Here is a 25,502-nt window from a genome sequence, read left to right as displayed (position 1 = left end):
GGGTCAATTACTCCAATATCAAAAAGATTAACTTTTTCTTCTGTGTCAATATCTATTCCTGCACCATATTGTGACATTATGACATACTCTAAATATTTATTAGCATCAATCCCTGCATTTTCATAAACTTGTAAGAAAGGTGCTTTTAAAACTTCTTTCATTACTTGTGTGGCTTCATTAGTTCCTTGCAACATATTAGAAATAGTTAAATAAGTTACTCCTGCTCCTGCTACATATCCTTCTTCAATACAAGATTTAACTGCTTTTAAAGCGTCATCTACTCTATCTGTTTTTTCTCTTTTGTCGGATTTTGAACCACCACCAACATAAATCATTGCAACACCACCTTCTAATTTTCCAAGTCTGTCTTTTATTGTTTGTTTTTCTTTTGACGCGCCTTGGTAGTTTTTAAGCTGTTCTTTGATGGTATTTATTCTTTCTGATGTATTGCCTTCTGTTCCTATTAATAGTGTCTTGTTTACGTCAGAAACAACTTTTTTAACTTTTCCTAATCCTTCTACTGTAACTTCTGTGAGTGGTTTTCCTTTTTCTTTACAATATACTTCTGCTCCAATTAATGTTGCAATATCCTGGTAAAGTTCTGTTCTTTGAATTCCAAATAAAGGGGTTTTTAAAATCATAAAGTTATGTCCTAATGATTTAAAGTTTAGTATTTGGTTTTCTGTGTTTGGGTCGATTGTGTCGCACAAAATTAATAAACCACCTACTCTTGGGTTTTCAGGGTCTGTAAAATCTGTTATTGCGTTTATTGTTGGAACTAAATCGTCAAAGGTTTCTAAAAATCCTTCATATAAAAGTACATTCATATTGGAGAATTCTGCTGTCATTTTATCGTGATTTGTTATAAAACCTGCATTATAGAATGGAGTATCTAATTGATAACCATCTACAACTTCTACTCTTGAATCTACGTCTTCTGATTCTTCAACCTTAATTACTCCTGTCTCTCCTACTTTTTGAATAGCTTTATAAACTAAATCAGCTACTTCTTTATCTCCATTAGCGGAAATATCTGCAATTTCTTTAAGTCTTACTTTTGATTTAGGTTTTTGACTTAATTTTTTTAAGTGTCCAACAACTTCTTCTGTAACTTTTTCTAAATCTTTTTTTAGTTGAATTGGATTTATATTTTTGTGCTTCTGAACCTCATTAAATATTGCTTGAGCTAATACACTAGAAGTTGAACTACCGTCTCCACATAATTCTTCTGTTCTTGCAGATACTTCCTTAACTAACATAGCTCCTGCATTTACAAATGGGTCTTCATGTTGTATGTTTCTAGCTACTGAAACTCCATCCTTTGTAATTACAGGAAGTAAGTTATCTCGAATTAACAATACATTCATTCCCCCTCTTCCTAAAGTCACCTTCACAGGATTTACTACTAAATCTATTCCTTGTTTAATTTTTTCTTGTGTTTCTTCTCTGCTTAAAACTTGATGTTTAAAATCCCCTATCATAATATTTCTGTTGTTCTTTTTCTATTGCCGAATATACTTCTTTTACTTGTTTTTCTGAATTAAATATTTGTGGTAATTCATATTTATTTTTTAAATAACTGCTTGCTATGTATGTGTAAGGTGTTTTACAATGCGGTGTTTTTTCATTTTTCTGTTCTTTAAAGTATTTCATTTCTAAAAGCATATCCATTATTTTAGAATATTCTTCACTGTCCTTTTTTAAATATTTTTTAGAATTTTGAGTTAAAACTCTGTTTCTATGTAATACTCCTATTTTTGGAATATCTATGGCAAAAACTTCTGTTTCTTTTGTTTCTTTGGCGACATAATCTAACCAAAATTTTATTGCCATTTGTTGCTCTTTATCAGCTCCTATATCCTCAAAAATATCATCTATAAAACTAATCTGTTTCAAATCCGACATAATAACTTTTACATTTATCTTCTATAAACTTTTTTCTTATATGTTGTAAATCTTCATTTAAATGAAACTTTTTAAAGTTGTTTAATTCTCTTATTAAGTAACCCTTATCTCTTAAATTTTTATTCATTTGATGTAGATATGCTCCTTCTCTGTATTTTGGAAAATCTATTAATATGTTTTTTAAAGTTTCATCCGTTAATCCATGCAGTATGTAATAAACTAAAACAGTTCTTTCTGATTTTGGTAAATTGTTTTTTTCGTCAAAATTTAATGCGGAGTATATTTTCAATATAGATTCTATGAAATCTATTTGATTTTTAGGTTTTATTTTGTCAAAAAATATGTTTTTGTCTTTAATTTTTACGTGCATAACTGTATTAAAAATGCAAATATATGTATTAATTATCTTATATCCAAACACTTTAACATTAACTTAACAAAATAAGTATTTTTATCATTTACTTGCACAATTAAAATATTTGTTCTATATTTGCATTTTAAAAACCACAATATGCTAGAATACGAAGATTTTTTTAATTTTATTTGGAGAGATTATATTTCTCAATCAGACGTTTCTTATAAATATAGACAAGAAAATCAAGAGTTTATAAGACACTTAACGTATTCTATGTTTAGAAAGTATGAAACTAAAAATGTAAACGAAATTGTTTATGCTGAGGCTATAAAAGTTTTTTTCAAAGATTTATTTGATTATAAACCAAGTCTTTATGATAATGGAGAGTTTGTAGATTTTAATAGTTGATTGTTTAAAAAATTGAGCCTTTCTTCGGAGAGGCTTTTTTAAAACTGAGTAATTTTATAAGGATTTTGCTTATTTTAAAAATTTTTATTACTTTTGCTTGTATATATGAAAATAATGTTGTATATTTGTCGCATTAAAATGATTTGATGAGTATTTAAAATAATTATCGGTACTGTTCTTTATAAAGCTGTTGATATGTTTATCCGAGTATCTTTTACACAGCTTTATTTTTTAATATGAATGATTTAACAACAATATAAAAGTTCCAAAATTATCATAGTGAGGAACTCTTACTTGGTCTACAACCAATTTTAATAGTAAGTTTACCTGTTAGTGGATAATCGGATGCATACGGCTAACAGTTTCTTTTATTTTTTCATCACAAAAATTGTGAATGACGTGGTTGCCGACAGAACCGTAAATGTCGAGGTTACTCATCGAAGTAATCATTTTTTATTTTGTTCGTGCAAAAATTGTGATGAACTTGGTCAGAGATTTATTCTTGCAAACGTATTACCTAAAGATACGCTTCTAACTTACGGAGTTAGATTTAATTTTACATATCGGAGTTTAAAAGTAGAGGTGGAAGACTATTGCATAAACTAAAAATACATAAAAGACGTGAATGTCCTTTACGGAAAACAAAGACTTATCTTCCACAGTACTAAGTCTTTTTCTGTTTAGGGCATTTCGCATTTTTATATGGAAACACAAGACTACAAATTAGATTTCTTCAACTGTACAAAAAACTGTAATGTTATTAAGCAAATATCAGTTTATGATTGGTTTGACTTTATTAAACGTGGGGATTTCTCAATAGAAATATTATCAGCAAGAAGCGGTAATAAAGATTATAATGAAGTAAAGACAAAAATAGTTCCTTGCGTAACTTATAATTTTACATTTAACAAATATAAAAATATAGAAAATATTTTAAATCCAACAGGTTTGTTATATATAGATATTGATGCTCCTGACTTTAATATTAATAATATTGATAAAAAACTTGTATTTGCGTTCTACAAATCTTTTGGTGGTAAAGGATATTCTATTATTGTAAAAGTCGATAATCTGTCTCAAAATAACTTTGATGAAACGTATGCTTATATTTGTGGTCAGTTAGGTATATCAGATTATGTAGATTTAGGAGCTAAAAAAACTACTCAATTTAATGTAGTTTCTTTTGATAAAGAATTGTATTTAAATGTAGATTCTAAAATATTTAAAAGTATTAATATTACCCCCCTATCTAAAACTAAAAGAGGAGAAAAAGCATATAGCACACAGTGGGGGGTAAATGGTAATAGTGTTAGGTTTGACAATAGAGATGACTATTTACAAAATAAACAAGACTTTGTAAAAAACTTAGAAGGTTTTGATTTTATACAAGCAAAGCTACTTTACAAAAAAGTTTCAAAAAATAGAAATAATATTCTTTTAGCTTATTGCACAAATATTGTATGTTTAAATCCAAACATATACGAAGATAGATTGCATTCAATATTATCCGCTGTAAATTTCAATAATTTTACAAACCCTGTTGATGAATCTCAATTACAAAGAATTATACAATCAGTGTTAAAATATAAAAAAGAAGGTATTTTATATCCTTGCGGTGTTATAAAAAGAAAAGCATTATTTGGTGAAAATTGTACACTTAGTAAAAATGAAAAATTAGCTGTATGTAGGGAAGTATCCGCTGAATCAAAAGAAAAAATATCAAAGGAAAAGATAAGGTCTATTTTAGATTCTTGGGATTTTAATAATATTAATAAAATTACTCAAAAAGCAATATATGAAAATCACCCAATATCAAAAAAGACAGTTGAAAAATATTATAGTGAATTTAAAAAAGAAATAGAATTTTTAAATAATACTTGCAAGAAATAAAATAATGTTATATATTTGTACATTAAAATTAAAAATATGAAAAATATAGAAAGGTTTATAAATTCACCTGAAGAGATAGTTTTTGGCTTGAACTTAGGAAAGTACGAAGGTAATTCAACTATAACGGAAGTATATTTTAAAAGTGATTCAATAGAAGATAATTATATATCTATTAAAATAAGAGGTTCAATAGAAAGAGAAGGTTTAATTTATATATTTAAAACTTTATCCGAAATATTAAAAAATGAAAATGAGTTATACATTAAGACCTAGACAAGAAGAAGCTGTTAAAAAAATAGAAGATTTCATATTAAATTCAAAAACTAATCATGGTGTTTTTGTTTACCCAACTGGATTTGGAAAAAGTTTAATTATTAGCACACTAGCTCAAAAGTTTACAGATAGGTATTTTATAAATGTAACAAGTAGTAAAGAGCTTGTGTTACAAAATTATGAAAAGTATAAATCTTATGGTTTTGATGCTACAATTTGTTCAGCTTCTTTAAATAGTAAAGATGTAAGCCATGTTACTTTTGCAACTATTGGAACTTTAGTTAAATTTTCAGATTTCTTTAAAGATAAAAAAGTAGTTATAGTTTATGATGAAGCACACACTGCTTCTACAAAAGGTTCACAAATAGATTTATTTTTAAAACAATTAAGAGATTACAGATTAGTTGGAGTAACCGCAACACCATTTAGACTATCTAATGGTATGCAAGGTTCTTCTTTAAAAATGATGAATAGAGATAGAAATTGTATTTATAAGTCAATTAATGATGTTGTACAAATTTCAGAAGTAGTAGAACAAGGATATTGGAGTAAACTTGTTTATGATATAAAAGATGTAGATGAAACAGATTTAGAGTTAAATACAACAGGTTCTGACTATACAGATAAAAGTATAGAAAAATTTAAAGAAACTAATGATATAAATAACAGAATTATATCTGAAGTTAACAACTTAATTTCAGAAGGTAGAAAATCTATTTTAGTATCTGTTCCTTTCATATCTGATGCAGAAGAAATAGCAGCTAATATAAGCTGTTCTAAGGCACTTTTTAGTGGAATGGATAACAAAGATAGGGACAGTATAATTAATGACTTTAAAAGCCTTAAATTAAGAGTTATTATCCAATGTAAAATATTAACTATTGGATTTGACCACCCACAATTAGATGTTATTGTTATTGCAAAACCAAGTAATTCTTTAACGTTTCATTACCAACTTGTCGGCAGAGGAGTAAGAGTACACAAAGATAAAAAAGACTGTAAAATAGTAGATTTAAGTGGTAACTGTAATAAATTTGGTAATGTTGAAACAATATCTATTGAGAATGAAAAGTTAACAAAAGGTTGGGCAGTTTTTAATGGAGATATGTTATTAAGTAATTATCCTTTGAATACTACAAATCGCCCAACAAAGAAAAGTTTACAAGTTAAATTAGATTGGGAAATAGAAAGTACTAAAGATAGCAGTTCTGATTTAACCTTTTATTTTGGGAAGTACAAAGACAAAAAAATAAGTGAAGTTATGAAAGAAAACAAGTCATACTTAACCTGGCTTTTAGACCAAAAAGATTTTAATTGGTATGGAGATAGGGGTACTAAGCTAAAAGAATGTATTGAAAAGAATTTAGGAGTTTTTGTGCAAAAATATAAAATAAATAGTGTAACTACATCCAAAGAAGTACTAAATAATTATACAAATTCAATTAAAACAATATCAGATTTAGATAATATTTGGTAAAAGTTTGCGTAATTCAAAATAAAGTAATATATTTGCACAAATAAACAATTAAAAATATGAATGTACTATCGCTCTTTGACGGAATGTCGTGCGGACAAATAGCTTTAAATAAAGCAGGAATAAAATATGATAATTATTTTGCAAGTGAAATAGATAAACATGCAATAAAAGTAACTCAACATAATTATCCAAATACTATACAGCTTGGAAGTGTTATTGATGTAAAAGCAGAAGATTTACCTAAAATAGATTTGTTGATTGGTGGGAGTCCTTGTCAAGGATTTAGTTTTGCAGGTAAACAATTGAATTTTGAAGATGAGAGAAGTAAATTGTTTTTTGAGTTTGTGCGTCTATTAAAAGAATGTAAACCTAAATATTTTTTACTTGAAAATGTAAAGATGAAAAAAGAATATCAAGATGTAATATCAGAATATTTAGGAGTGCAACCAATTGAAATAAATTCAAACTTAGTTTCTGCTCAAAATAGAAAAAGATTATATTGGACAAATATTGTTAACGAATTAGATATAAAAGATAAAAACATTTTTGTTAATAACATATTAGAAACAGGTAGTTCTTTAAAAGAAAAAAGTCAAACAATATTATCAACAATTTACAAAGAAAATGTAAAAAGTATGTTGAAAAGAGGTAAATATGGTTTAGTTGTAGATGAAAAATATTATCTTTCAGAAGAAACAATAGCTACACAATTAAAGTACGCTAAAAACTACCAACCTACAGGAAAATCGGCTTGTCTTACAACAGAATTAGCACATGGGACAGGTAAAAACGTAACTCCTAAAAATATGATAGAGATAGGAAAACCTTACAGAAAATTTACACCTTTGGAGTGCGAAAGGCTACAAACAGTTCCTGATAATTACACTAAATCTGTTTCTGATACTCAAAGATATAAAATGTTAGGTAATGGTTGGACAGTAGATATAATAGTAGAGTTTTTTAAGAATTTAGATTTTCCGCAAAAAGGATAAAAACAGAAACTATGAATCAACAAACTAAATTACACATAGAATGGCTTTCTATAAAATCGGCGGAAAAAGAAAAATACAAAGATATTTTAGACAGAGAAAAACAAAATAAATTAACAGAAGAAGATATAAGATATATACAGAAGTTAGAAAGCTGTTTTCTTTAAAAGAACTTTGTTCAAATCTTTTTTCGCGCAAAAAACAAACGAAGTAAACTTAAAAAACAGATGAAAGAAACAGTAAAAGAGAGTTGGTATATTTGTCCAAAATGTAATAAAGAAGAATCAGTAAAATATTCAATAAAAGAATTAGAAGACGAGGTGTCTGTGAATGTTTATAAATGTACAAATTGTAAACATCAACCAGGATTAAAAGAGTTGTGGGAATATCAATATAGAAATCAAGACAAGTTATGAAAGAAGAAATAGAGGATTGTAGATATATTTGTGAAAAACCTAGAACAAAAAAAATTAAGTGGACATTTCAAGCTTGTAAGGAAGATGCTCTTAAATATAAAACCCGTAATGAGTTTGAAAAAAATAGTGGTAGTTCATATAAAGCATCTCTTAGAAACAGATGGTTAGATGAAATATGCTCTCATATGATAGAGCGTAAAAAACCTAAAGGTTATTGGAATATAGAACGTTGTAGAGAGGAAGCTTTAAAATATCAAAATCACAAGGAGTTTGTAAATGGTTCAAAAAGTGCTTGTAAAGCTGCGCAAAAAAATGGGTGGATGAGTGAAATTAATACACATTTTACACCATTAGGTAATCATAGTAAAAGGTTTATATATGCTTATGAATTTCCTGATAACCATGTTTATGTTGGATTAACATACTCTTTTAAAGAAAGAAATAGGTGGCATAATATAGGCGGTACTGTATTTAACTATAGTCAAGAAACAGGACTGAAGCCTATTTTTATAGAGTTAATTTCAGAACCTGTTGATGTAGAAAAGGCTAAAATACTTGAAGAGTTTTATCTTAACAGTTATATTGATAAAGGGTGGGTTAAATTAAATAAAGCTAAGACAGGAGGTGTTGGTGGAAATAATCTAAAATGGACTTATGAGGCATGTAAGGCTGAAGCTTTGAAATATAATTCTAAAAATGAATTCAACAATGGAAACGAGACAGCTTACAAAGCATCGATTAAAAATGGTTGGTTAGAGGAATTTTGCAAACACATGATTAAAGTAAGGAAAGATAATGGTCATTGGAATATAAAAGAAAATGTTATTCAAGAAGCTTTAAAATATACCACTAAAAAGGAATTTTATAATCGAAGTAGTGGAGCATATAGCGCTTCTATAAGAAATGGATGGTTGGAAGATGCTTGTTTACATATGAAAGTCATAAATTTACCTAAAGGTTATTGGACTTTTGATAAATGTATTGAAATGGTAAATACGTGTGAAACTATATCAGAGATTAAAAAGAAATATGGAGCTGCATGGAACCTTATTTTAAAAAATAAATGGAGGAGTCATTTAGCCGAACACCTTCAATTACAAACAAAACCTGTTAGTTTATATACGTTGGAAATATGTATAGAATTAGCAAAAAATTGTAAAACACTAAAGGAATATAAGTCAAAATCAAAAAATGCGTATGCAACTGTTCATAGAAAGGGATGGGTGGATTTAATAAAACAAAATTTTAAAATATGAAATATAAAATGCAAGAACTTATATATAGTCATAAAAACTATAAACAAGAGGTTTATATGTTATTAAATGAACTATCTAAAATAAATAAGAATAAGTTATTAAAAGAAGAAAAAAAACTATTAGAAGACCAATTATTACTTTTAGAACAGGAACATCATTTAAGGTCGGTTTTTATTTCTGAATTAGAATCTTTACTTTAACTTTTTGCGCAAAATAAAATTATGAAAGAAGAAATTTTAAACATATTAAACAATGTAAGATATTGGGAAACTTGCCCTGATAATTATAAAAAAGTTATTGAGCAGTTTCTATTTGAAGAAAAGCATAATGAGTGTACACATAAAAATATATTTTTTAAGCACATTAGATGCAGTCTTTGTGATGATTGTAGAAACAGATGCATAGAATAATTAATCTTCGGCAGTAAATAAAGAAAAGTGCCAAAACTTAAAAGATTGTAATAACTGATGGTATGAAAAAATTTTTAAAAAGATTAAAAAATGCTTGGTGTGATTCTACTATATTTGGAAAATTTTGTTTAGCACTATTTTTTCCTCTGTGGTTATTGTGCGGTTTAAATGGAAATTGGGATTCTATTTAGTATAATTATGTTTTATAGTAGTATAATCAGGTTTAACCTAACAATATCACTACAAATAATAAGTTTTAAAAATGGCTAAAGAAGAAAAAATAAACATAAAAAACTTTAAAGATGGTAGCAGTTCATGGTGGGTACGTGATGCACATTATTTCTTAAATGAAAACAATGAACTTTTGTGGGCGGCAGGAGAAAGTGATAAAACAGAACTTAGAGAAGCTTTAGAACAGTTTATTAAGAGAAACCGTAAAGTGTATGTACCTAGGTCGGAAAGTATTTTTGAAATTGAACCTAAAGAGTATACTGAAATATTTAACTTTGGTAAGTACTCAGGTAAAAAAGTAACTGATTTTCAAGATACTAAGTATTTAAAATGGCTGTTGAAAAACTTTAATTTCGGCGGAAAAGAGAAACTGAAAAAAGAGATAGAAGATATACTTAAAAACTAAATTATGTGGATTAACAAAAATAATAATATCTATAAAGCAAGACTTGCAGATAATAAAACTGCTGTTTTTATAGGGGATATGACAGAAGACGATACTTTTTCTACTAGGGTTGAAAAGTATCATAATGGAGAGTTATTAATGTTTATTGTAAAAGATAATTAAAATCGCAATATAAGATATGAATATAATTGATGGAAGATTACCAAGTGAACATAAACATGGACAAGGTTTTAGATGGTACAATACAGAAGATAATATTTCTCGTTGGAGTGAAAATTTGAATTTAGTACCGAAACCTTACATCTTTTCTGAAAACTTTAAAAATAAGTATGGGAAAAACATTTAAACATACAGACCAAGGTAAGTTTCACAGTGGAGTATTAAAATCAACAGAAGTTTGCGAAAGTACAAAACAAATGTGGAATAGGCACAATGGTGAGCGAGGTGAGTTTAGAAAAAAGAAGAAAGATTTGGAAGATAAAATCGCCGAAAAAGAATTAAAAGAAGAGATTAGAATAGCAGAAACAGGAGAAAACATAGATTTTGATATTCCTGAACAAGAACAAATAATGGGAAGGTAGTTAAATAAATCTTAATTTATTTGCACAACTAAAATAAAAACAATACATTTGTAGAATGAAAAAATATTCTAAGAAAGGATTAGAAAAGAGAAAAGCTGAAAGAGAGTGTCTACCCGAATTCTTCCAAAAACATATAGAAATAGCTAAGACAAAGTGTTGTGAAAATTGCGGAGAAAAATTAAAAGGAGAAGTTTCAGAAATAGCACATCGACTTCCTAAATCTTTTTTCAAATCTATACAATGTGATGATGATAATGTGGTTTATTTAGGGGGAAGGTTTAGTAATTGTCAGTGTCATTCAAAGTATGACGGTACAAATGAACAATTACAGTCTTTATCTTTTTTCGCCGAAGAAAAGATTAAAATAGAAAAATTATTAGAAAAAGTAACAGAAAAATACAATTGGAAAATATTAGAAAGATGGCAAATAAATTAGAAGACGTTTTAAAGAAATTAAATAAAGGAAAAGCAGAACAAGACCAAGTTAAAAAAGTATCAGAAATAGAAACTTTGAATTTAGATTTTTCTTCATCAGGTAGTGCATATTTAGATTACTATATGGATAATAAAGTTATCCCACTTGGAGCTATGACATTATTAACAGGGTGGGAAGGAAGTGGAAAAAGTAGTATTGCACTTATTATTGCAAAATATTTACAAGAAAAATTCCCTGAAAAAACAGTTGTAGTATTAGATGGTGAACAAACTATAACAGATAGTCACGTAGAAAGGTTTGGTTTAGATAAAAATAGACTTATTGTTTATAAAGACTCTGTTCTTGAAAATATGTTAGACACAGCAGAAGCTTTTTCACAATCAGAGGAAGTTTCGGGTATCGTTATTGATTCTATTAAATCTTTTTATTCTGTTGCTATTGAAGCTAAATCAGCAGAAGAGTTTTCGATTGGAGTCGAAGCCAAGAAATTGGGCACGAGGCTTCCAATTATCAATGCTAATTGTGCAAGAAGAGGTACAGCTTTAATTGTTTTAAATCAGTGGAGAGAGAATCCAGGTGTAATGCATGGAGATAGTAAGGTACTACCTGGAGGGCAATTTAATAAATATATGCCTTTTACTCACTTAGATTTTACTAAAAAAGATTTAATTAGAAATGAAAAGAAAGAAGTTGTAGGTCATAAATTAGATGTAAGAATCCGTAAAAGTAAAGCAGGTGCTTATGATAAAAAGGAAGTTATCACTTTAAATTTCTATTATGATGGAGGCTTTAATATTGTGGATGAATATGCACAAATATTTTGTGAAACAGAAATTGGTAAAGTAGGAGGAGCAGGTTGGATTACATTTCCTGATAGATTCGGTGAAGAAAAGAAAGTACAAGGAACAGATAAATTTGCAGAGTATTTAAAAGCTAATCCTGAAGATTTTGAATTTTTAAAACAACAGCTAAATGTCGGATAAAAAACAACAATTTGCAGAAAAGTTAAAAGAACTTATTGAATACTACGAAGAAACAAGAGTTCAATATAGAGATTTTATAAATAGAGGTGATAATAATAAAAACACTTTATTAGAATTCCAAAGTAGATTTATAGATATAAAAGCTTCTTTAAGACCTTACCACACTTACTTTATTAACGAGTGGACTAGAAGGGACGACAAGAGTGCGACTTCAATCAAATTCCGCATTTGCGTTGCCATAAGTGAGGGAAGGTATGAAGATGAAAAAGACCCAACAGTATATGAAAAGTGTTCTATAACTTCCGCAGAAAAATATGCTTCGGGAACTTTAAGATATAAACAGTTTATTGACGAAAGAGGTTTTTACAGAGAATCTTTAACTAATATAACAGATTTGAGAGACGATTGTTCTTTTTACACTAATGAGATAAAAGACCGATTAAAATATAATTTTGAAAACAAATAAAAATGAAAAACATACTATTAAAACTATTAGAGTTTACAACACAAACAGAATATTGTAAGACAGGTACTAAAGCAGAATTTAGTGGTTTGTACAGAAGTGGAAAAGAGTATATTGCTTTAACTAAAGGAGAAAGATTCCCACCTTGTACTTCTGATTGGTGGATATTAGTTGTTTCTGTTTAATTTTTTTTTTGCGCGAAAAAATAAATAAAAAGAATTAATAAACAAATACAGAAAAAATATGGAAGATAGAAATATATTAATTGAAATTATACTTTGTATTTTTACAATAATAGGTATAATAGCAACAGTTAATTTTATATTTAGTTAAATATGCCACCAAAGAAAACTAAAACAAACGGAGATAAACCTCAAAAAATAGAATGGGAGTATCAGGGAAAAATCATAAATAAAATTGAACAAACACCTAAAGACTCCTTTGCATTTATTTATAAAATCACACTTTTAGATGGTACGGGTAGATACTATATTGGTAAGAAATATATGTACAAACCAAAGTATACGAGCGGAGCTAAAAAAGGACAGTATAAAGGAGTTTATCCTTGGCAAAGTTATATTAGCAGTTCAGTTGAGTTAAAAGCTTTAATTAAGAGTGGGATTCCATATAAAAAAGAAATTTTATTTTTTACTTATTCTAAAGCAGAGACAACTTATAAAGAGACAGCTGAAATTTTGTGTGGGCAACATCTAACAAACCCTAACTGCCTGAATTATTGGGTTAAAGCAACAATTTACTCTAAACACTTAAAAGAAAACAGTTAATGAAAGAATTAAAAAATGACATAAAGTACAAAGTTACTTTAGATGAAGACCAAAAGAAAGTAAAAGCAGATATTTATGAAAAAGAAATTGTTGTTATCACAGGTCAAGCAGGTTCTGGAAAAAGTTTAGTTGTAGCACAAACAACTTTAGATTTAATATTCAAAGGTTACATTGATAAAGTGTATGTAACCCGTGCTGCGGTTGAGGTTGGGAAGAGTTTAGGATTTCTTCCTGGCGAATTATCCTCCAAATTTGACCCCTATATTGAAGCGTTTAGAGATAATTTATACGCGTGTTATGATAAAGGAAAAGTTGATAAACATCTTACACATTTAAGCGGAGGGGAAGAAAATAAAGATAGAAATGCTAATAAATCAACAGTAGCTAAAATTGAGGGAATTCCTACTCAATATATCCGCGGAAAAACAATAGGGAATAGAGAACTTTTAGTTATTGAGGAGGCACAGAATCTATCAGAGCATGAAATGGAAGCCTTATTAACTCGTTTAGGAAAAGGCGGTAGAATAGTAATTAACGGTGATAACAATCAACGAGACATTAAAGAGTCTTATACAGGACTAAGTTTTGCTATTGACATTGCTAAGGAGTTTGATGAAGTTGGTTACCATAAATTAAAATCAAACCACCGTTCAGATTTAGTTAAAAAGATTTTAGATTTTAAATATAATAAAAAGTAAAATAAATTTGCACAATTAAAATATTAGTTATATATTTGCAGAAGAAATAAAGAAACAAACTCAGTCATCGGTGAGTGAGAGGTGTCAAAGAAGGGTGGAAGAATATCCGATAGAGTTCCGAGTAAGCTTGTTTGTTTAATATCCTCTCTGTTTCTTTATCTTTTTGCGGCGAAAAATAAATTTAAATAAAAACAGATATGAATTGGACAGAAGAAGACGTAGAACAACTATGGAACGAAATTGAAAACGAAGGTTTAGGGTATTGGGTTCAACATTATGGTTACGAAGGAGAAGACAAGGAATTAGAAAAACTTTGTGAAGATGCGATGGAAGCCATGAATAAGTTAGACAGCTATACTCAAAATCTATTTGATAAGTTTGATATAGGATAAAAATAACATTCACTTGATTCTCTTATAGTAAAGTGAAAGACCTCGGAGTCAAGAGAGCTCGTGGAGGAAGTGTCCTATAACGCAGTATAGGGGAGAGTACAGCAGACCTAGAGTACAAACGTGCAACCTCTCAATTTTTAAACAAAGTAAAATGACAGAACAACAAATTAAAGACTATTTAGAAAAGTACAGCTTAACTACAAAAGAAAAGTTAGCAGAACATATTACACAACTTAAAAGAAACACTAAACCTAATTTAGAGTTGGTTTCAGAGCTTAATTATGTTTTAGTAGATGAAGAAAATCTGTTTTTTAATGTTTTTTCGCGCGAAAAAGATAACCACAAAGAGCAAATTAATAATACTGTTTATCTTTATAATGTAAGCTCCCTTTCTGATGGTAATATGATAAGAGGCGAAAAAATAGTAGGAGATATAAATAAACCGCCACAAAAAAGATTAACTTTACACATAGAAAATGTAATTAATGATGCACAACAAGAAAAGAAATCAGCTATGTTTTTAGATGAAGTTTTAGAATCCACTCAAAATTTTAAAAGCTGTTGTAGAAGTAAAGAAGAGTGTTATTGCGGTAAATACAGTGAAGAGAATAAAGTAAAACCTAACTGTTTATTTACAAAATGTGGTCAAGGAGATTGTATTAGTTGTTACCCAAACTCGGCGCAAAAAGAAAATACAAAAGGTCACAGTACTCGTCTAAAAGCTAATACTCCTTTAGTTGTTTCAGAAAAAGGAAAAGAATTAGTTTTTGATAAAGATTGTAATTTACTTGGTGAAAAAACAAACAAAAACAAACCGCAAATTTCATTACTATTTAAACAGTTTCCAAAAGCTTTAGAGGCAATTGCAAAATGCTCAGAATATGGGCATCAGAAATATAAAGAGAGTGATTTTGATTTCTTAAATTACCAAAGAGTTTATGGTGGAAGTAAGACATACGCAGATGCAGGACTAAGACATAGATTAGAACAAGGCAATGATTTAGAGAGTGGGTTACCACATACTTATCATGTCGCATGGAATGCCCTAGCTGAACTTCAATTATGGATTCAAGAAAATAAATAAAGATTGTATACAGATGATTTACCAACAAAGAAAGTTAAATATTTCTTAACAAATTTGCATAATTAAAATAAAAAACTTACTTTTGTACTATGAAAATTAAAACAATATTATTAAACGCCTTAATAACTGTACCATCTGAAGAAGGTCAAAAAAAGATTGATGATGCTTTAGAAAAAGAGATTTTAGGTACTTTTGGAGTTTTTAAAGATGAACACGGACACACTAGAGAATTTTATGAAGATGTAGCAGGTAAAGTACCAAAACATTTTGAAGAAGAAGAGAGAGAATTCTATAAAAATAATTCAAGTTCAAAAATTGACGAAGATGGAAATATATTTTTACAAGAATCTGAGATAGAAGAATTAACCGTTCCTATGTTTATCCCTTTAGATAACATAGATAGTTTTGTGGCAACATTAGATGGAACAACAAGAGTTTACACTAAAAGTGGTATAGTTTATAATGTAGCAGAAGATGTATTTGAAATTGACAGTTATATAGAGTTGCTTAGTATGAGTTGGTGGGAGAAATTAAAACTGTCTTTTCAGTCTTTTTTGCGCCGAAAACAAAAATATAATGAGGACATTTTAGATAAAGAAATAGAATAATATGAAAACAATGAATTTACAGTTTTCTTATGATGAGGAAGAAGGAGACCTTACACTAGAAATATTAGACCACGAATTATCTACTTTAGAAACAGTAGGTATTTTAGAGTTATTGAAAAATTATCTAAACTCAACAAATATTATAGACTTAATATAAACAATAATTAATCACGTAACAAATTTAAACACGTAAACAATGGCAGCAAACACAGGCTCAACAAACAATGGAAAAAGAAACTATTACAATGTTTCTTATGGTAAAATTTCAACAAAGCAAAAAGAAGTCCCACAAGACTTTACAGAAATTGCAGAAGCAGATTTAAAATCAAAAGTTCAAGCAGTTGAACAAGTAGATTTAAGAAAAAAATATGTAAATAAGGCAACAGGGGATTATCCATTTACTGTTTTTTACGATTCTTTAACAGGGGTTATTCAATCACAGGAAAAACATGAAAACGATAATGGTACTAATCTTAATTTAACTGTTTTAGATAGTGATGGGGATACTAGTATTTTACAAGTAAAATTTTATTCAAAATATGCGGAAAATCTTTTAAATAGGTTGTTAAACGTAGACACAACAAAAGAATTCACTTTTATGCCTTATGCTATACCTAATGAGTTTGAAATTAACGGTAAAAAAATTAAAGCTTATACGCAGGGTATTTCTTTAAAAACATCAGAGGGTAAAGTAGAGCCAAGATTTAAAAACGATGACCCAAAGTTACCACCAACTGAACAAATTAAGGTACAGGGTAAAGAAACAACAAGCCGAGATAAAAGATTGGACTTTTTATATACCCAATTTGCAAACCATTTTCAACCTAGTACGGAAGTACCTGCACCACAACCAAAAGCAGAAGCACAAGTGCAAAACGCAGTACCTCCACAAACTCCTGAACAAGCGTTCCCAACAGCAGGAGAATTAAAAACAGAAGCTGATTTTCAACCTTTACCATTTTAAAAAATTAAATAATTAAAAACACCCACTCAAGGCTAGGGCATTTCCCTGGCGAGATGAAAATCTTTTGAGAGTGGGTTTACCTAAAAAACATGAAAAAAACAATAGAAAACAGTTCATTTAGACCTGAACAAAAAATAGAAATACAAGGTATTGACTTCTTATTAAGTGAGAATGCAGTTGACACATATTTAAACACACTTTCAGGATACTGCCTACCTAAACACTACAAATGGATTGACAAAGACGGAGAACCTGTCGACAACCCAACAGAAGAACAAAAAAAGGAGCTAACTTACATTTTTGACGCTAATAGAACATTTACTCCAAGTAATTTAGTAGAGTGTTTTAGTTTAACTTCAAATTATCCTGAAGATGCTCAAATTGAATTTAGAAATTTACTTAGTCTTTTAGAATTTAAAAGACGTATGGTGGAACTTCACAATAGAGAAGCAGAGGCGGGAAGAACAGTTTTAATTGAGACATTAAAAAAAGAAATGCAGGAAAAAGAAGAATTAAATTTAAAAGTAAATGCTGAACCAGATAAAAAATAACACAAGATGTAGTTTTGTAAGTTTTTGTAAGACAAAATATTTTAATGTAGAGGAGAATCAGTGGATAAATGCAGACGCAATAAAAGTTAAAAAAGATGGTAAGGGATTTGAAATAATTTTACCAAAAAAAATACAAGAGTTAACTGAAGAAGATTTAAAAGTAATAGAAAATAAAATATATGAGTTATAAAGAGGTTTATGAAAGGCTTAAAAAATCAGAAGACCTGTTTGAAATATATGAAGGTATGACAGGTGATTGGATTTTAGATAAAATAGAATTTATTAATCAGCATAAAGCTTTAAACAGTCAACAAGATGGATATATTTGGGGATAGAATATTAGTTGAAAAAATATTAGAAAAAAAGACTGCCATGGATTCTAAAGGTGAGTTTAGAGGAATAGTTAAAGTTTTAGCCATTGGAGAAGATTTTAAGCAAGGTACTAAAAAGCAGATTGCGGTTGGTGACAAGCTAAAAGTTGGAGGCACTTCTGATTTTGGCGATGAAAGTTATATCATTGACAAGCAGATTTTACGTTGGGCAGACTAAAAGTTTTCCATACCTCACTTTATTTATTTTAAGAGAAAATTGAGTAAGAAGTAAATTTCTGAAAAGTTTTCTCTTTTTTGTTTGGTAGTCTCGAAAATAATTTATATATTTGCGGAAGAATTAATAAACTATATAAAAAATGGAAAACAAGAATAAAAATTTAATTAGAATAGGAGTAGCGATTGCATTTGCTTTGCTTATAACTTTAGTAACGTGTCAAAGAAACAGTTTAAAAGAACAAATTATTTTAGAAGAAAAAATTAAAACAGCAGAAGACGGTTTGAAAATCTTTGAAGAATCTCGGCTTAGAGAAAAAGATTCGTTGCTTGCGCTTAATGAAAAATCACAAAAAGAAGTTGATTCACTTAAAAAAGAAAATGAAAAGTCAGAACAAAAAGTAAAAGACTTAAAAAAATCGCGCAAAAAGATTAAAAAACAGGTTGAAAATAAGACTTTAGCACAAGTTGCAGATACTTTAAGAACAATCTACAAAACAGATAAGGTAGTAGCAACAGATATTTCTGTTAATCTTTTAGGAAATATTCCCAATAAAGTACTTTCAGATATTGTAGAAAAAGACAGCTTGGAAAAAGAAGTTGCAGAAAAAGATAAACAGTTGGAAAATAAAGATAATATTATTTCAGAGTTGGAAGATATTAATTTTAATCAAACTACAATGCTTATTTCGGCGGAAGAACAAATTAAAAAAGAAAAAGAAAACAGCGAACTAAAAGATAAGTTAAATAAAAACCTAACAAAGCAAGTTAAAAAACCAAGAGTAGACCAAATACTTATAGGAATTACAGCAGGTGTTATAGGAACTTTACTAATAACAAATTAAAATTAATGAAAGAAATAAAAAATAATTGTTACAAAGGTACAAGAATATTACTCGGAAACGAAAAAAGAGATTTGGTAAATAAAATGATTGCTGAGTTAAAAGAACAAGGTTTTCAAGAAATACAAGTTCCTATTATTCAACAGTCAAGTGTATTTTTTGGGAAAGTAGGAGAAGAAAATAGCCACAGAATGTATAAACTCACTGATAAAGGCGGTAGAGATTTATGTTTAGCACCTGAATATACAGCAGTTATTCAACAGTTAGCTCAAACTTACTTTAAAAACGATAAAGATGTTAAATTATTTTATGTTGCCGAATGTTTTAGAGGAGATAACCCACAGTTAGGGCGTTGGAGACAGTTTACTCAATTAGGTGTTGAAATATTAAACCCTACAAGAGATTGGTCAATAACTTTAACTGCTTTAGCGGGAGATTTGTTAAACTATAATACAAATGACTTTGAATTAATTTTGAACAATATTAGAGGATTAGATTATTATAAAGATTTTACTTTTGAAATACAACATAGAAAAAGCGGTTTATCGGTTTGTGGTGGTGGAGCTTATGAAGGCGGAATTGGTTTTGCAATAGGTTTGGACAGATTAATGAAACTTTCAGAATAATGGAATACCTAGTAAATGGAAATAAATATAATCTATCTTATGTAGAGTTGAGAGATAAGTATAATGAAATCTGTTCTCTTTCTTTACAGTCTTTTTTAGCGCGGCTTCCTGAAGTATTACATTTAGCTTGTGTGATTAGTTTTTTAAAAGAAATTCCAAATGAACATTTAGTTGGTGATGATGGTATTTTGCATAATTTAATACATTTATTACATATTCCTGATGAACCTTTAGTTTGCGCGGAAAAAATTAAAAAACAGTTTGAAACAGAAATGAAATTAATTTAGAAAAAGTTTGGTAGTTAAGAAATAAAGAGTTATATTTGCAGAATAAAATTAGAAATTATGGAAAGTAATCACGGATACACAATTGGAGAAGAGGTTTATGTAAAACCAACTGATTGGGGAGTTTTAAAATGTAAAGTAGTGGGTTTTCAAGTTGTTGGAGATAAGTTACCAATAGTAGAGTGTAAACATCCTTATAAAAAAGGAGAAAAATGGAAAAACGCTGTAGATTTAGATAGAATTTCTAAAACACCTGTTGTTAAAGTTTTAGAGTGGGATATTGTTGAAAAAACTTATGAATATAAAAAATGATAAATTTAGAGAAAAGAAGTATAAAAGAATATTCTGTCTATTTTGGAGAAGATAAATACCTTGGAACATTTAAATTAGATGTTAACGGTGAATTTTATTTTTGGGGAGTAGATAACTATCTTGCTTCATGTTGGAGTAGTCATTTTTTAAGACTTATTGCGGATAAACTTGATGAGGTTAATAAACCTTTTGAAAAAGAATTAGAAATGTGTTTTAGAAAAGAAGATAACAAACTAAAAATAGAAGATTTAAACGTAAATTTTTAATTAAAGTATATAAGACTACCAAAAATATAAAAAACATAACTTATAACGGCTAAAAATAAACTTAAAACAATGAACTTTTACTATGACCCAATCTTAGGATTACAATATAACTATTTAGGAGAATATCTTATAATTGATGTAGCCTGTATACCTGAAGAAACAATTGAAAATATAATTAAACTTATGAGAAAGACAGGTATTATGCCTTTAGATGCATCTCCACAAGTTGAATTCATTCCGAACATAACAAATTATAAACTATGACAGCAGAAGAAATATTAGAAGAGTGGTTGTCACAGACTGACCAAACAAATTTAAAAGAGGGTCATTACTTTGTAATTAAGGAAGTAATGAAAGAATTTGCAGAATTAAAATGTAAAGAACTTTTAGAAATTGTGGCGGAAAAAGCTAAAACAGAAAAAAGCGGTAATTCAGGAAGTTGGTATGATGCTAGAGTAGATAAAGACAGCATCTTAAACGCAGTGGATTTAAAAGAATTTATAAAATAATGAGTACAACATTTGGAATAAGTAGGTTAAAACAAGATATTGATTTAGTTGATGATTGTTTAACAGAACAGTGGAAAGACGATGATTTTATTGAAGTCGCTTTTAGAGGTAATGGAACAGGAATTAGGTGGACAAATGATTTAGTAGAGTTTCTACCTGATAATTTAAAAGTTTATCCTTTGGATAATTCTGCGCAAGGTATTTATAGTATTGGAGATATTAGAGAAGAGATTTTTAGACAAAATCTTGTAGGACAAACATTAATTTCCGCGCGAAAAGAATTAAAAGACAGAGATTATAGAATAGTCAAAATAGATGGTCAAGATATTTATGTAACAGATGATATATATTATGACAGATTAAACTTAGAAATAGAGAACGGAATAATAACAAATGTGTATGAAGGATAAAATAAAATTAGAAATAGAAAAATGGGAAAATCAAACTATAAAACTAACAAATCAGTTTTTGTATGATTATTTTGATGATGTAGACCCTTATTACTTCTATGTAGCTGATGAGATTGGTGGGGTTTTTAGTTATGGCGATTATTGGTTTAATTTTTCAGACATTTTAGTTTGTTATAAGTTAGGTATTACAGAAGAGCAGTTGTTGAATTGGTATGACTTCTGTCTTTCTAATCATTCTGTTAACATTTCTTTGGCTCGTTTTATTTTATCGCCCGAAGAAAGAAAACAAGCAGAAGAAAAGCATTTAGCCGAGTTAAAAGAGAGAGTTAAATCGGCGGAAAAAACATTAAAAGAAGCCCTTGAGCAGTATGGAAAATAATTTTAATCTCATATTAATTGAATATAATAACAATATTTGGGTAAATGATTTTATAAAACCTTACCCTATTAAAATTGAAAGAAGTTTTTTAGTAGATGGTAATAAAGTTTTTCTTTGTAATAACTTGATTAAGAATTTTAAAGAGGATAAGTTTAAAAAAGAATTAAACCAATATGAACGGAAAACAATTTAAAAAATCGCGGCTAAAAAGAATAAAAGAGAGACAGAAAGGATTACAAAGATATTGTAGAGACTTTATAGAAAAAACACTAATACCAAAATTAAAAGTATGAAAATAACTAAGACAAAAGAAGTAGTAACAGAAGAAATAGAAGTTAGTCCAGGAGAGTATTATTTTGTTGACGCTAATGCCGTATTTTACAAGATGGTATTAGAAGAAGATGAAGATGTAATTTACTACTTTTATGAAAAAGTAGAAAACTTTTCTGACGTTTGGGGGATTAGAGTTAAAAAAGATTCTATTATTTTTGGAGAGGAAGAGTCACCTTATGCTTTTTCAGCTTTTATTCGCGGAATTTCGGGTATAAAAATTGAAAAAGAGGAATTTGAACAGCAAAAACAAGAAGTAATAAAAAGACTACTATGAAAATAGAAACTAAATACGATATAAATCAAGAAGTTTGGGCAATAACTCAAAATAAATTACAAAAAGGTATACTAAAGGATATTAAAACTTATACGGATAATTCAACAACATACATTGAATATGAGTTTTATTGTGATGGAAGAATATTTGATTTACCAGAAGATGACCTTTTTAAAACAAAAGCAGAACTTATATCGCACATGGAAAAAGGACGGTCGTTTAATTCAGGTAATATATTACAAAAAATAAAATTAGTAGAAGGAAACATAAAACGATTTATAAGATATGATAATAAGTAAAGTAAAGAAAGTATACCCTCAAGAATTTTTAGAGAAGATTAAGTATACAACAGGAAATCAGTTTGTAGAGGATTTTAAGAAAACGCATTATTGGCAACAACTAAGTACAGCTATTTTTGAAGGAAATTTTTATGTAAAAGATTATCCTGAAAATAAACCTAAATTAAGAATAACGTTTTTACCGTTTTTATTTTGTGTGTTAATTTTATATATCGTAGCCTTTTTGAAATATATTTTAACGGGCAGTTTTAGATTTAGTGAAAAGAATTTAATTTTGAGAAAAATGATTGCTTGGGATAAATATTGTAGATTTAATATAATTAGTTAGTTATGAAAGAAGTACCACAGTTTATACTGTCAGTTTTAATAGGTTTCTCAGTTCTTATTTTATCTTTTGGGTATGTAGAAAGAGAAAAATCCGCGCAAAAAATTGAAAACATAGAGAGATTAATAAGAACAAAAGATTATTTATCAACGAAGAAAAGCATTCAAGAAACAGATTTACTGTTAGAGGAAATGCAACGTAAAATAGATTCGATGAAATGAAAGATAAAATCCAAACATACGTACAATTCTATTTAGATGAAGTAGAATTAAATATTTCGGTAAAAGAAGATTTGACAAAACATAAAGAAGATGAACCTTTACATAAATCAGGGTATATTCAAATAACAAATGGAAGTTCAGAAGACACTATTTTTTGGGACGGGATACCTTGGGCTTTAAAGGTCGGCAAAAAAGAATTTAAAAAGGAATGTAAAAAAGAACTGAGACAAAAAGGATATAATTGGAAAGAAACTTACAAGAAAGTAAAAACACTTTTAAAAAGAGCTAACAAATTAGATTTATTATGAAACAAGGAGATAAAATAACACTATACTTTGACTGTTTTGGGGTAACGTCAGAAGAACAGGTGACAGTAAGAACTGTGACAAGAGAAGGGATAACATTGCAGAATCACTATTTTGATACAGAAAATGGAGAAGAATATTATCTATTTTCAACTAATACAGGTAAATGTTTAAATGAGCCTAAATCTAATTTCGGCGGTAAAAGAAGAATAAAATGAAACCCTACAAACTAAAACACATACCAACAGGATTGTATTATCAGCCAGGTAGAAATAATTTATCAGAAAAAGGTAAGATATATTACGCAGATTACAATATTTTAAAAGGGGATAGGTTAGTAGTGAAACTATCATCTACTTCGAATATTTATAAACGATATAAAACAGAATATTTAATGAGCAGTATGATAGGTTTAAATTACAAAGGAGATATGATTAGTGATATTAAAGATTGGGTAAGAGAAGATATTTAAACGGAAAAATAAAATTATGGAAGATTTTTATAAAGAAGAAGCAGAATGTGCTCACATGTATTTAGATGATTTAAAAATACCGAGAGAAGATGATAAAGATTTATTTTCTTTAGTTGGGCGCATAAAACAATTAGAAAAAAGATATTTAAAACAGATGTCAGAAACAGAGGATTATTATTTAGCAATAATGGAGTAATTATGGAAGAAAAATTTAAAATTAAATTAGAAGAATATAAACAAAAGTATTTAGATGCAAAATCTGTTTGTGATAAACAACAAAGATTTGATGTATCTTTTCAAGCTGAGGTAGAAGATGAGACTTTATATTTGGCGCAGAAAGAGTATGAAGCAGTTTTAGATACTTATAATTTTATTTTCGGCGAAAAAAATAAATAAAAACAGAAAAAATGACAGTAAAACAATTAATTCAAGAACTAAGTAAATACGACCAGGATAAAATAGTAATACTAACAGAACCTGATTTAATAGGTTGGGACAATATAGGACAAATAGTAGAAGACGGAAGTTGTATTAAAATATCTTTTGATGGAGAAAGAGAAGATTAAAAAATGAAAAAAGAAACAGACTACGGAAGCAAAGAAGAACTAATAAAAGTAGCAAACACAATAAGAAAAACAATGTTTGACTTTTATATGGGTAGGATAGATAAACAGAAATTTCTAAGAGTATATTTTGAATTTGAAGGATTTCTTTTAGAACACGGATATGCAGAAGAAGATGATTATTTTAAATGTGATTTACCTGATACAGAAAGATTCCTGGAAAAACAATATAATTTAGAAGATATTAAAAAAGCAATTGACTTTAATAAATACCACACAAATTACGGAAACATTATTGGTGGAAAATCAGATGAGGAAATTGAGGGGTTTATAAATAGTTTATAATTTGCCGCATAAAAAATAAAAACAGATGAAAGAAGAATCAAACACACTTAAAAATGAATATAGATAAATATCAAAAAGGTTATAACTACGCCTATGAGGAAATAGAAAAAGGAGAATGCCCTCAAAATATGTTTGATGATTGGATAATATTCACAGATGAATTTTCAAGAGGGGTTGTACAGTGTTGTTTAAATAATGGAGCTGAAGAATGAAATACACACACCCTGACCAATTAAAACATTTATTAGTAAATAGAGAAGACATCTGTAATAAACTACTTTTACTTTCGCGGCGTAAAAAGAATAAACAGAAAGAAAAATATTATAAACAACAGTTAGAATCTTTAACAGCTTACAAAGAAATAGGAAAGCTAAAAATAGACTTATTAAACCACAATAGTAAGCCTAAAGAGATAACATATAGCAATAAATCTTATGGATTACTGTTTACATAATTTCCGCAAAAAGATGAAAGAACAGACAATAAAAAGAAAAGGAATAACTTTCCAAATAGATAAAGAAGATGAAGACAATTATATATTCTATATAACACAAATAGGAGATATAACAGCAGAAGGTTTTCTAAATAGATGGACAGAGTATTTAGATAAAGACCAATTAGAAGATACTAT

Annotated in this window: 53 protein-coding genes; 50 read left to right on the top strand and 3 right to left on the bottom strand. The window is 28.4% G+C overall.

Features of this window, described 5'->3' with window-relative positions; genetic code table 11:
- The 3 genes from groEL to ACIQ2X_RS17455 form a co-directional block, all read right to left on the bottom strand.
- A partial coding sequence (gene groEL / locus ACIQ2X_RS17465) for a chaperonin GroEL (RefSeq protein WP_396180321.1) occupies nucleotides 1–1,481 on the bottom strand: 1,481 nt, incomplete at its 3' end.
- The gene (locus ACIQ2X_RS17460; protein ID WP_396180320.1) at nucleotides 1,465–1,905 is read right to left on the bottom strand and encodes a hypothetical protein; all 441 of its coding nucleotides are present in this window, start codon (nucleotides 1,903–1,905) and stop codon (nucleotides 1,465–1,467) included. The genes groEL and ACIQ2X_RS17460, both read right to left, overlap by 17 nt.
- Nucleotides 1,883–2,275 (bottom strand): hypothetical protein, encoded by a 393-nt coding sequence (locus ACIQ2X_RS17455; RefSeq protein ID WP_396180319.1) that lies wholly within the window; start codon nucleotides 2,273–2,275, stop codon nucleotides 1,883–1,885. The genes ACIQ2X_RS17460 and ACIQ2X_RS17455 overlap by 23 nt, the downstream gene beginning before the upstream one ends.
- 141 nt (nucleotides 2,276–2,416) lie before the next feature.
- On the opposite strand from ACIQ2X_RS17455, the gene ACIQ2X_RS17450 reads away from it, so the two are divergent.
- The 50 genes from ACIQ2X_RS17450 (at nucleotide 2,417) to ACIQ2X_RS17205 (ending at nucleotide 25,325) form a co-directional block, all read left to right on the top strand.
- Nucleotides 2,417–2,668, top strand: a complete 252-nt coding sequence (locus ACIQ2X_RS17450) for a hypothetical protein (RefSeq protein ID WP_396180318.1) — start codon at nucleotides 2,417–2,419, stop codon at nucleotides 2,666–2,668.
- A gap of 702 nt (nucleotides 2,669–3,370) precedes the next feature.
- Entirely contained in the window at nucleotides 3,371–4,558 is a 1,188-nt protein-coding gene (locus tag ACIQ2X_RS17445; protein ID WP_396180317.1) for a BT4734/BF3469 family protein, read from the top strand.
- 36 nt (nucleotides 4,559–4,594) lie between these two features.
- Nucleotides 4,595–4,831 carry a hypothetical protein gene (locus ACIQ2X_RS17440; RefSeq protein ID WP_396180316.1) on the top strand — a complete coding sequence of 79 codons (237 nt, stop codon included), beginning with the start codon at nucleotides 4,595–4,597 and terminating at the stop codon, nucleotides 4,829–4,831.
- On the top strand, nucleotides 4,809–6,308 hold the full coding sequence (locus ACIQ2X_RS17435; protein WP_396180314.1) for a DEAD/DEAH box helicase family protein: 1,500 nt from the start codon (nucleotides 4,809–4,811) through the stop codon (nucleotides 6,306–6,308). Before ACIQ2X_RS17440 ends, ACIQ2X_RS17435 begins: the two co-directional genes overlap by 23 nt.
- A 56-nt stretch (nucleotides 6,309–6,364) precedes the next feature.
- Nucleotides 6,365–7,300: a DNA (cytosine-5-)-methyltransferase gene (gene dcm, locus ACIQ2X_RS17430; protein ID WP_396180313.1), complete on the top strand. Its 936-nt coding sequence runs from the start codon at nucleotides 6,365–6,367 to the stop codon at nucleotides 7,298–7,300.
- Nucleotides 7,301–7,311: 11 nt separating this feature from the next.
- Nucleotides 7,312–7,464 (top strand): hypothetical protein, encoded by a 153-nt coding sequence (locus ACIQ2X_RS17425; RefSeq protein WP_396180312.1) that lies wholly within the window; start codon nucleotides 7,312–7,314, stop codon nucleotides 7,462–7,464.
- Between the two features lie 60 nt (nucleotides 7,465–7,524).
- Nucleotides 7,525–7,713 (top strand): hypothetical protein, encoded by a 189-nt coding sequence (locus ACIQ2X_RS17420; RefSeq protein WP_396180311.1) that lies wholly within the window; start codon nucleotides 7,525–7,527, stop codon nucleotides 7,711–7,713.
- Nucleotides 7,710–8,969: a hypothetical protein gene (locus tag ACIQ2X_RS17415; protein ID WP_396180309.1), complete on the top strand. Its 1,260-nt coding sequence runs from the start codon at nucleotides 7,710–7,712 to the stop codon at nucleotides 8,967–8,969. Before ACIQ2X_RS17420 ends, ACIQ2X_RS17415 begins: the two co-directional genes overlap by 4 nt.
- Nucleotides 8,966–9,169, top strand: coding sequence for a hypothetical protein (locus tag ACIQ2X_RS17410; RefSeq protein ID WP_396180308.1), 204 nt, complete (start codon nucleotides 8,966–8,968; stop codon nucleotides 9,167–9,169). Before ACIQ2X_RS17415 ends, ACIQ2X_RS17410 begins: the two co-directional genes overlap by 4 nt.
- A 21-nt stretch (nucleotides 9,170–9,190) precedes the next feature.
- Entirely contained in the window at nucleotides 9,191–9,379 is a 189-nt protein-coding gene (locus ACIQ2X_RS17405; RefSeq protein ID WP_396180307.1) for a hypothetical protein, read from the top strand.
- 262 nt (nucleotides 9,380–9,641) lie between these two features.
- Nucleotides 9,642–10,016, top strand: coding sequence for a hypothetical protein (locus ACIQ2X_RS17400; RefSeq protein WP_396180306.1), 375 nt, complete (start codon nucleotides 9,642–9,644; stop codon nucleotides 10,014–10,016).
- 3 nt (nucleotides 10,017–10,019) lie between these two features.
- A complete protein-coding gene (locus tag ACIQ2X_RS17395; RefSeq protein ID WP_396180305.1) occupies nucleotides 10,020–10,178 on the top strand; it encodes a hypothetical protein in 159 nt (52 codons plus the stop codon).
- A 16-nt stretch (nucleotides 10,179–10,194) separates the two neighbouring features.
- A complete protein-coding gene (locus ACIQ2X_RS17390; RefSeq protein ID WP_396180304.1) occupies nucleotides 10,195–10,362 on the top strand; it encodes a hypothetical protein in 168 nt (55 codons plus the stop codon).
- Nucleotides 10,346–10,597 (top strand): hypothetical protein, encoded by a 252-nt coding sequence (locus tag ACIQ2X_RS17385; protein ID WP_396180303.1) that lies wholly within the window; start codon nucleotides 10,346–10,348, stop codon nucleotides 10,595–10,597. Before ACIQ2X_RS17390 ends, ACIQ2X_RS17385 begins: the two co-directional genes overlap by 17 nt.
- Nucleotides 10,598–10,652: 55 nt before the next feature.
- Nucleotides 10,653–11,033, top strand: a complete 381-nt coding sequence (locus ACIQ2X_RS17380; RefSeq protein ID WP_396180302.1) for a hypothetical protein — start codon at nucleotides 10,653–10,655, stop codon at nucleotides 11,031–11,033.
- Nucleotides 11,018–12,016 (top strand): adenylyl-sulfate kinase, encoded by a 999-nt coding sequence (locus ACIQ2X_RS17375; RefSeq protein WP_396180301.1) that lies wholly within the window; start codon nucleotides 11,018–11,020, stop codon nucleotides 12,014–12,016. The genes ACIQ2X_RS17380 and ACIQ2X_RS17375 overlap by 16 nt, the downstream gene beginning before the upstream one ends.
- Nucleotides 12,006–12,482: a hypothetical protein gene (locus ACIQ2X_RS17370; RefSeq protein WP_396180300.1), complete on the top strand. Its 477-nt coding sequence runs from the start codon at nucleotides 12,006–12,008 to the stop codon at nucleotides 12,480–12,482. The genes ACIQ2X_RS17375 and ACIQ2X_RS17370 overlap by 11 nt, the downstream gene beginning before the upstream one ends.
- Nucleotides 12,483–12,484: 2 nt before the next feature.
- Nucleotides 12,485–12,664, top strand: a complete 180-nt coding sequence (locus ACIQ2X_RS17365; protein ID WP_396180299.1) for a hypothetical protein — start codon at nucleotides 12,485–12,487, stop codon at nucleotides 12,662–12,664.
- 150 nt (nucleotides 12,665–12,814) lie between these two features.
- Nucleotides 12,815–13,264 (top strand): hypothetical protein, encoded by a 450-nt coding sequence (locus tag ACIQ2X_RS17360; RefSeq protein ID WP_396180298.1) that lies wholly within the window; start codon nucleotides 12,815–12,817, stop codon nucleotides 13,262–13,264.
- Nucleotides 13,264–13,962, top strand: coding sequence for a PhoH family protein (locus ACIQ2X_RS17355; protein WP_396180295.1), 699 nt, complete (start codon nucleotides 13,264–13,266; stop codon nucleotides 13,960–13,962). The genes ACIQ2X_RS17360 and ACIQ2X_RS17355 overlap by 1 nt, the downstream gene beginning before the upstream one ends.
- Nucleotides 13,963–14,159: 197 nt before the next feature.
- Nucleotides 14,160–14,354, top strand: coding sequence for a hypothetical protein (locus tag ACIQ2X_RS17350; protein ID WP_396180294.1), 195 nt, complete (start codon nucleotides 14,160–14,162; stop codon nucleotides 14,352–14,354).
- Nucleotides 14,355–14,505: 151 nt separating this feature from the next.
- Nucleotides 14,506–15,438 (top strand): dATP/dGTP diphosphohydrolase domain-containing protein, encoded by a 933-nt coding sequence (locus ACIQ2X_RS17345; protein WP_396180292.1) that lies wholly within the window; start codon nucleotides 14,506–14,508, stop codon nucleotides 15,436–15,438.
- Between the two features lie 89 nt (nucleotides 15,439–15,527).
- Nucleotides 15,528–16,046 carry a hypothetical protein gene (locus tag ACIQ2X_RS17340; protein ID WP_396180291.1) on the top strand — a complete coding sequence of 173 codons (519 nt, stop codon included), beginning with the start codon at nucleotides 15,528–15,530 and terminating at the stop codon, nucleotides 16,044–16,046.
- A gap of 1 nt (nucleotide 16,047) precedes the next feature.
- Nucleotides 16,048–16,203 carry a hypothetical protein gene (locus ACIQ2X_RS17335; RefSeq protein ID WP_396180290.1) on the top strand — a complete coding sequence of 52 codons (156 nt, stop codon included), beginning with the start codon at nucleotides 16,048–16,050 and terminating at the stop codon, nucleotides 16,201–16,203.
- A 39-nt stretch (nucleotides 16,204–16,242) separates the two neighbouring features.
- Nucleotides 16,243–17,010, top strand: a complete 768-nt coding sequence (locus ACIQ2X_RS17330) for a hypothetical protein (RefSeq protein ID WP_396180289.1) — start codon at nucleotides 16,243–16,245, stop codon at nucleotides 17,008–17,010.
- A gap of 89 nt (nucleotides 17,011–17,099) precedes the next feature.
- Complete coding sequence (locus ACIQ2X_RS17325) at nucleotides 17,100–17,561, top strand: hypothetical protein (protein WP_396180288.1); 462 nt, start codon at nucleotides 17,100–17,102, stop codon at nucleotides 17,559–17,561.
- Entirely contained in the window at nucleotides 17,539–17,751 is a 213-nt protein-coding gene (locus tag ACIQ2X_RS17320; protein ID WP_396180287.1) for a hypothetical protein, read from the top strand. The genes ACIQ2X_RS17325 and ACIQ2X_RS17320 overlap by 23 nt, the downstream gene beginning before the upstream one ends.
- Entirely contained in the window at nucleotides 17,741–17,896 is a 156-nt protein-coding gene (locus ACIQ2X_RS17315; RefSeq protein WP_396180286.1) for a hypothetical protein, read from the top strand. Before ACIQ2X_RS17320 ends, ACIQ2X_RS17315 begins: the two co-directional genes overlap by 11 nt.
- Nucleotides 17,877–18,110 (top strand): hypothetical protein, encoded by a 234-nt coding sequence (locus ACIQ2X_RS17310; protein WP_396180285.1) that lies wholly within the window; start codon nucleotides 17,877–17,879, stop codon nucleotides 18,108–18,110. The genes ACIQ2X_RS17315 and ACIQ2X_RS17310 overlap by 20 nt, the downstream gene beginning before the upstream one ends.
- 139 nt (nucleotides 18,111–18,249) lie before the next feature.
- Nucleotides 18,250–18,951 (top strand): hypothetical protein, encoded by a 702-nt coding sequence (locus ACIQ2X_RS17305; protein WP_396180284.1) that lies wholly within the window; start codon nucleotides 18,250–18,252, stop codon nucleotides 18,949–18,951.
- Nucleotides 18,952–18,956: 5 nt separating this feature from the next.
- Nucleotides 18,957–19,574: an ATP phosphoribosyltransferase regulatory subunit gene (locus tag ACIQ2X_RS17300; protein ID WP_396180283.1), complete on the top strand. Its 618-nt coding sequence runs from the start codon at nucleotides 18,957–18,959 to the stop codon at nucleotides 19,572–19,574.
- Entirely contained in the window at nucleotides 19,574–19,861 is a 288-nt protein-coding gene (locus ACIQ2X_RS17295) for a hypothetical protein (RefSeq protein ID WP_396180282.1), read from the top strand. Before ACIQ2X_RS17300 ends, ACIQ2X_RS17295 begins: the two co-directional genes overlap by 1 nt.
- Before the next feature lie 57 nt (nucleotides 19,862–19,918).
- On the top strand, nucleotides 19,919–20,170 hold the full coding sequence (locus ACIQ2X_RS17290; protein WP_396180281.1) for a hypothetical protein: 252 nt from the start codon (nucleotides 19,919–19,921) through the stop codon (nucleotides 20,168–20,170).
- A complete protein-coding gene (locus ACIQ2X_RS17285) occupies nucleotides 20,167–20,436 on the top strand; it encodes a hypothetical protein (RefSeq protein ID WP_396180280.1) in 270 nt (89 codons plus the stop codon). Before ACIQ2X_RS17290 ends, ACIQ2X_RS17285 begins: the two co-directional genes overlap by 4 nt.
- A 260-nt stretch (nucleotides 20,437–20,696) precedes the next feature.
- Nucleotides 20,697–20,945 (top strand): hypothetical protein, encoded by a 249-nt coding sequence (locus ACIQ2X_RS17280; protein WP_396180278.1) that lies wholly within the window; start codon nucleotides 20,697–20,699, stop codon nucleotides 20,943–20,945.
- Complete coding sequence (locus ACIQ2X_RS17275) at nucleotides 20,945–21,355, top strand: hypothetical protein (protein WP_396180277.1); 411 nt, start codon at nucleotides 20,945–20,947, stop codon at nucleotides 21,353–21,355. The genes ACIQ2X_RS17280 and ACIQ2X_RS17275 overlap by 1 nt, the downstream gene beginning before the upstream one ends.
- The gene (locus ACIQ2X_RS17270; RefSeq protein ID WP_396180276.1) at nucleotides 21,345–21,734 is read left to right on the top strand and encodes a hypothetical protein; all 390 of its coding nucleotides are present in this window, start codon (nucleotides 21,345–21,347) and stop codon (nucleotides 21,732–21,734) included. The genes ACIQ2X_RS17275 and ACIQ2X_RS17270 overlap by 11 nt, the downstream gene beginning before the upstream one ends.
- Before the next feature lie 289 nt (nucleotides 21,735–22,023).
- Entirely contained in the window at nucleotides 22,024–22,341 is a 318-nt protein-coding gene (locus ACIQ2X_RS17265) for a hypothetical protein (RefSeq protein WP_396180275.1), read from the top strand.
- Nucleotides 22,338–22,640 (top strand): hypothetical protein, encoded by a 303-nt coding sequence (locus ACIQ2X_RS17260; protein ID WP_396180274.1) that lies wholly within the window; start codon nucleotides 22,338–22,340, stop codon nucleotides 22,638–22,640. The genes ACIQ2X_RS17265 and ACIQ2X_RS17260 overlap by 4 nt, the downstream gene beginning before the upstream one ends.
- A complete protein-coding gene (locus ACIQ2X_RS17255; protein WP_396180272.1) occupies nucleotides 22,627–22,968 on the top strand; it encodes a hypothetical protein in 342 nt (113 codons plus the stop codon). The genes ACIQ2X_RS17260 and ACIQ2X_RS17255 overlap by 14 nt, the downstream gene beginning before the upstream one ends.
- A 2-nt stretch (nucleotides 22,969–22,970) precedes the next feature.
- On the top strand, nucleotides 22,971–23,186 hold the full coding sequence (locus ACIQ2X_RS17250; protein ID WP_396180271.1) for a hypothetical protein: 216 nt from the start codon (nucleotides 22,971–22,973) through the stop codon (nucleotides 23,184–23,186).
- Nucleotides 23,183–23,494 carry a hypothetical protein gene (locus ACIQ2X_RS17245; RefSeq protein ID WP_396180270.1) on the top strand — a complete coding sequence of 104 codons (312 nt, stop codon included), beginning with the start codon at nucleotides 23,183–23,185 and terminating at the stop codon, nucleotides 23,492–23,494. Before ACIQ2X_RS17250 ends, ACIQ2X_RS17245 begins: the two co-directional genes overlap by 4 nt.
- The gene (locus tag ACIQ2X_RS17240; RefSeq protein ID WP_396180269.1) at nucleotides 23,491–23,709 is read left to right on the top strand and encodes a hypothetical protein; all 219 of its coding nucleotides are present in this window, start codon (nucleotides 23,491–23,493) and stop codon (nucleotides 23,707–23,709) included. The genes ACIQ2X_RS17245 and ACIQ2X_RS17240 overlap by 4 nt, the downstream gene beginning before the upstream one ends.
- Entirely contained in the window at nucleotides 23,706–23,963 is a 258-nt protein-coding gene (locus tag ACIQ2X_RS17235) for a hypothetical protein (protein WP_396180268.1), read from the top strand. The genes ACIQ2X_RS17240 and ACIQ2X_RS17235 overlap by 4 nt, the downstream gene beginning before the upstream one ends.
- Nucleotides 23,964–23,979: 16 nt before the next feature.
- Nucleotides 23,980–24,159 (top strand): hypothetical protein, encoded by a 180-nt coding sequence (locus ACIQ2X_RS17230; protein WP_396180267.1) that lies wholly within the window; start codon nucleotides 23,980–23,982, stop codon nucleotides 24,157–24,159.
- A 2-nt stretch (nucleotides 24,160–24,161) separates the two neighbouring features.
- Nucleotides 24,162–24,359: a hypothetical protein gene (locus ACIQ2X_RS17225; RefSeq protein WP_396180266.1), complete on the top strand. Its 198-nt coding sequence runs from the start codon at nucleotides 24,162–24,164 to the stop codon at nucleotides 24,357–24,359.
- Nucleotides 24,360–24,370: 11 nt separating this feature from the next.
- Nucleotides 24,371–24,529, top strand: a complete 159-nt coding sequence (locus tag ACIQ2X_RS17220) for a hypothetical protein (RefSeq protein ID WP_396180264.1) — start codon at nucleotides 24,371–24,373, stop codon at nucleotides 24,527–24,529.
- 3 nt (nucleotides 24,530–24,532) lie between these two features.
- A complete protein-coding gene (locus ACIQ2X_RS17215; RefSeq protein WP_396180263.1) occupies nucleotides 24,533–24,871 on the top strand; it encodes a hypothetical protein in 339 nt (112 codons plus the stop codon).
- A 53-nt stretch (nucleotides 24,872–24,924) separates the two neighbouring features.
- Nucleotides 24,925–25,083, top strand: a complete 159-nt coding sequence (locus ACIQ2X_RS17210; RefSeq protein ID WP_396180262.1) for a hypothetical protein — start codon at nucleotides 24,925–24,927, stop codon at nucleotides 25,081–25,083.
- Complete coding sequence (locus ACIQ2X_RS17205; protein WP_396180261.1) at nucleotides 25,080–25,325, top strand: hypothetical protein; 246 nt, start codon at nucleotides 25,080–25,082, stop codon at nucleotides 25,323–25,325. Before ACIQ2X_RS17210 ends, ACIQ2X_RS17205 begins: the two co-directional genes overlap by 4 nt.
- Nucleotides 25,326–25,502 lie beyond the last annotated feature (177 nt).

The sequence above is a fragment of the Flavobacterium sp. genome (assembly GCF_044368625.1).
Taxonomy (GTDB): domain Bacteria; phylum Bacteroidota; class Bacteroidia; order Flavobacteriales; family Flavobacteriaceae; genus Flavobacterium.
Note: the sequence above shows the minus strand (reverse complement) of the source record. Positions and strands in the feature narration are given on the sequence as shown.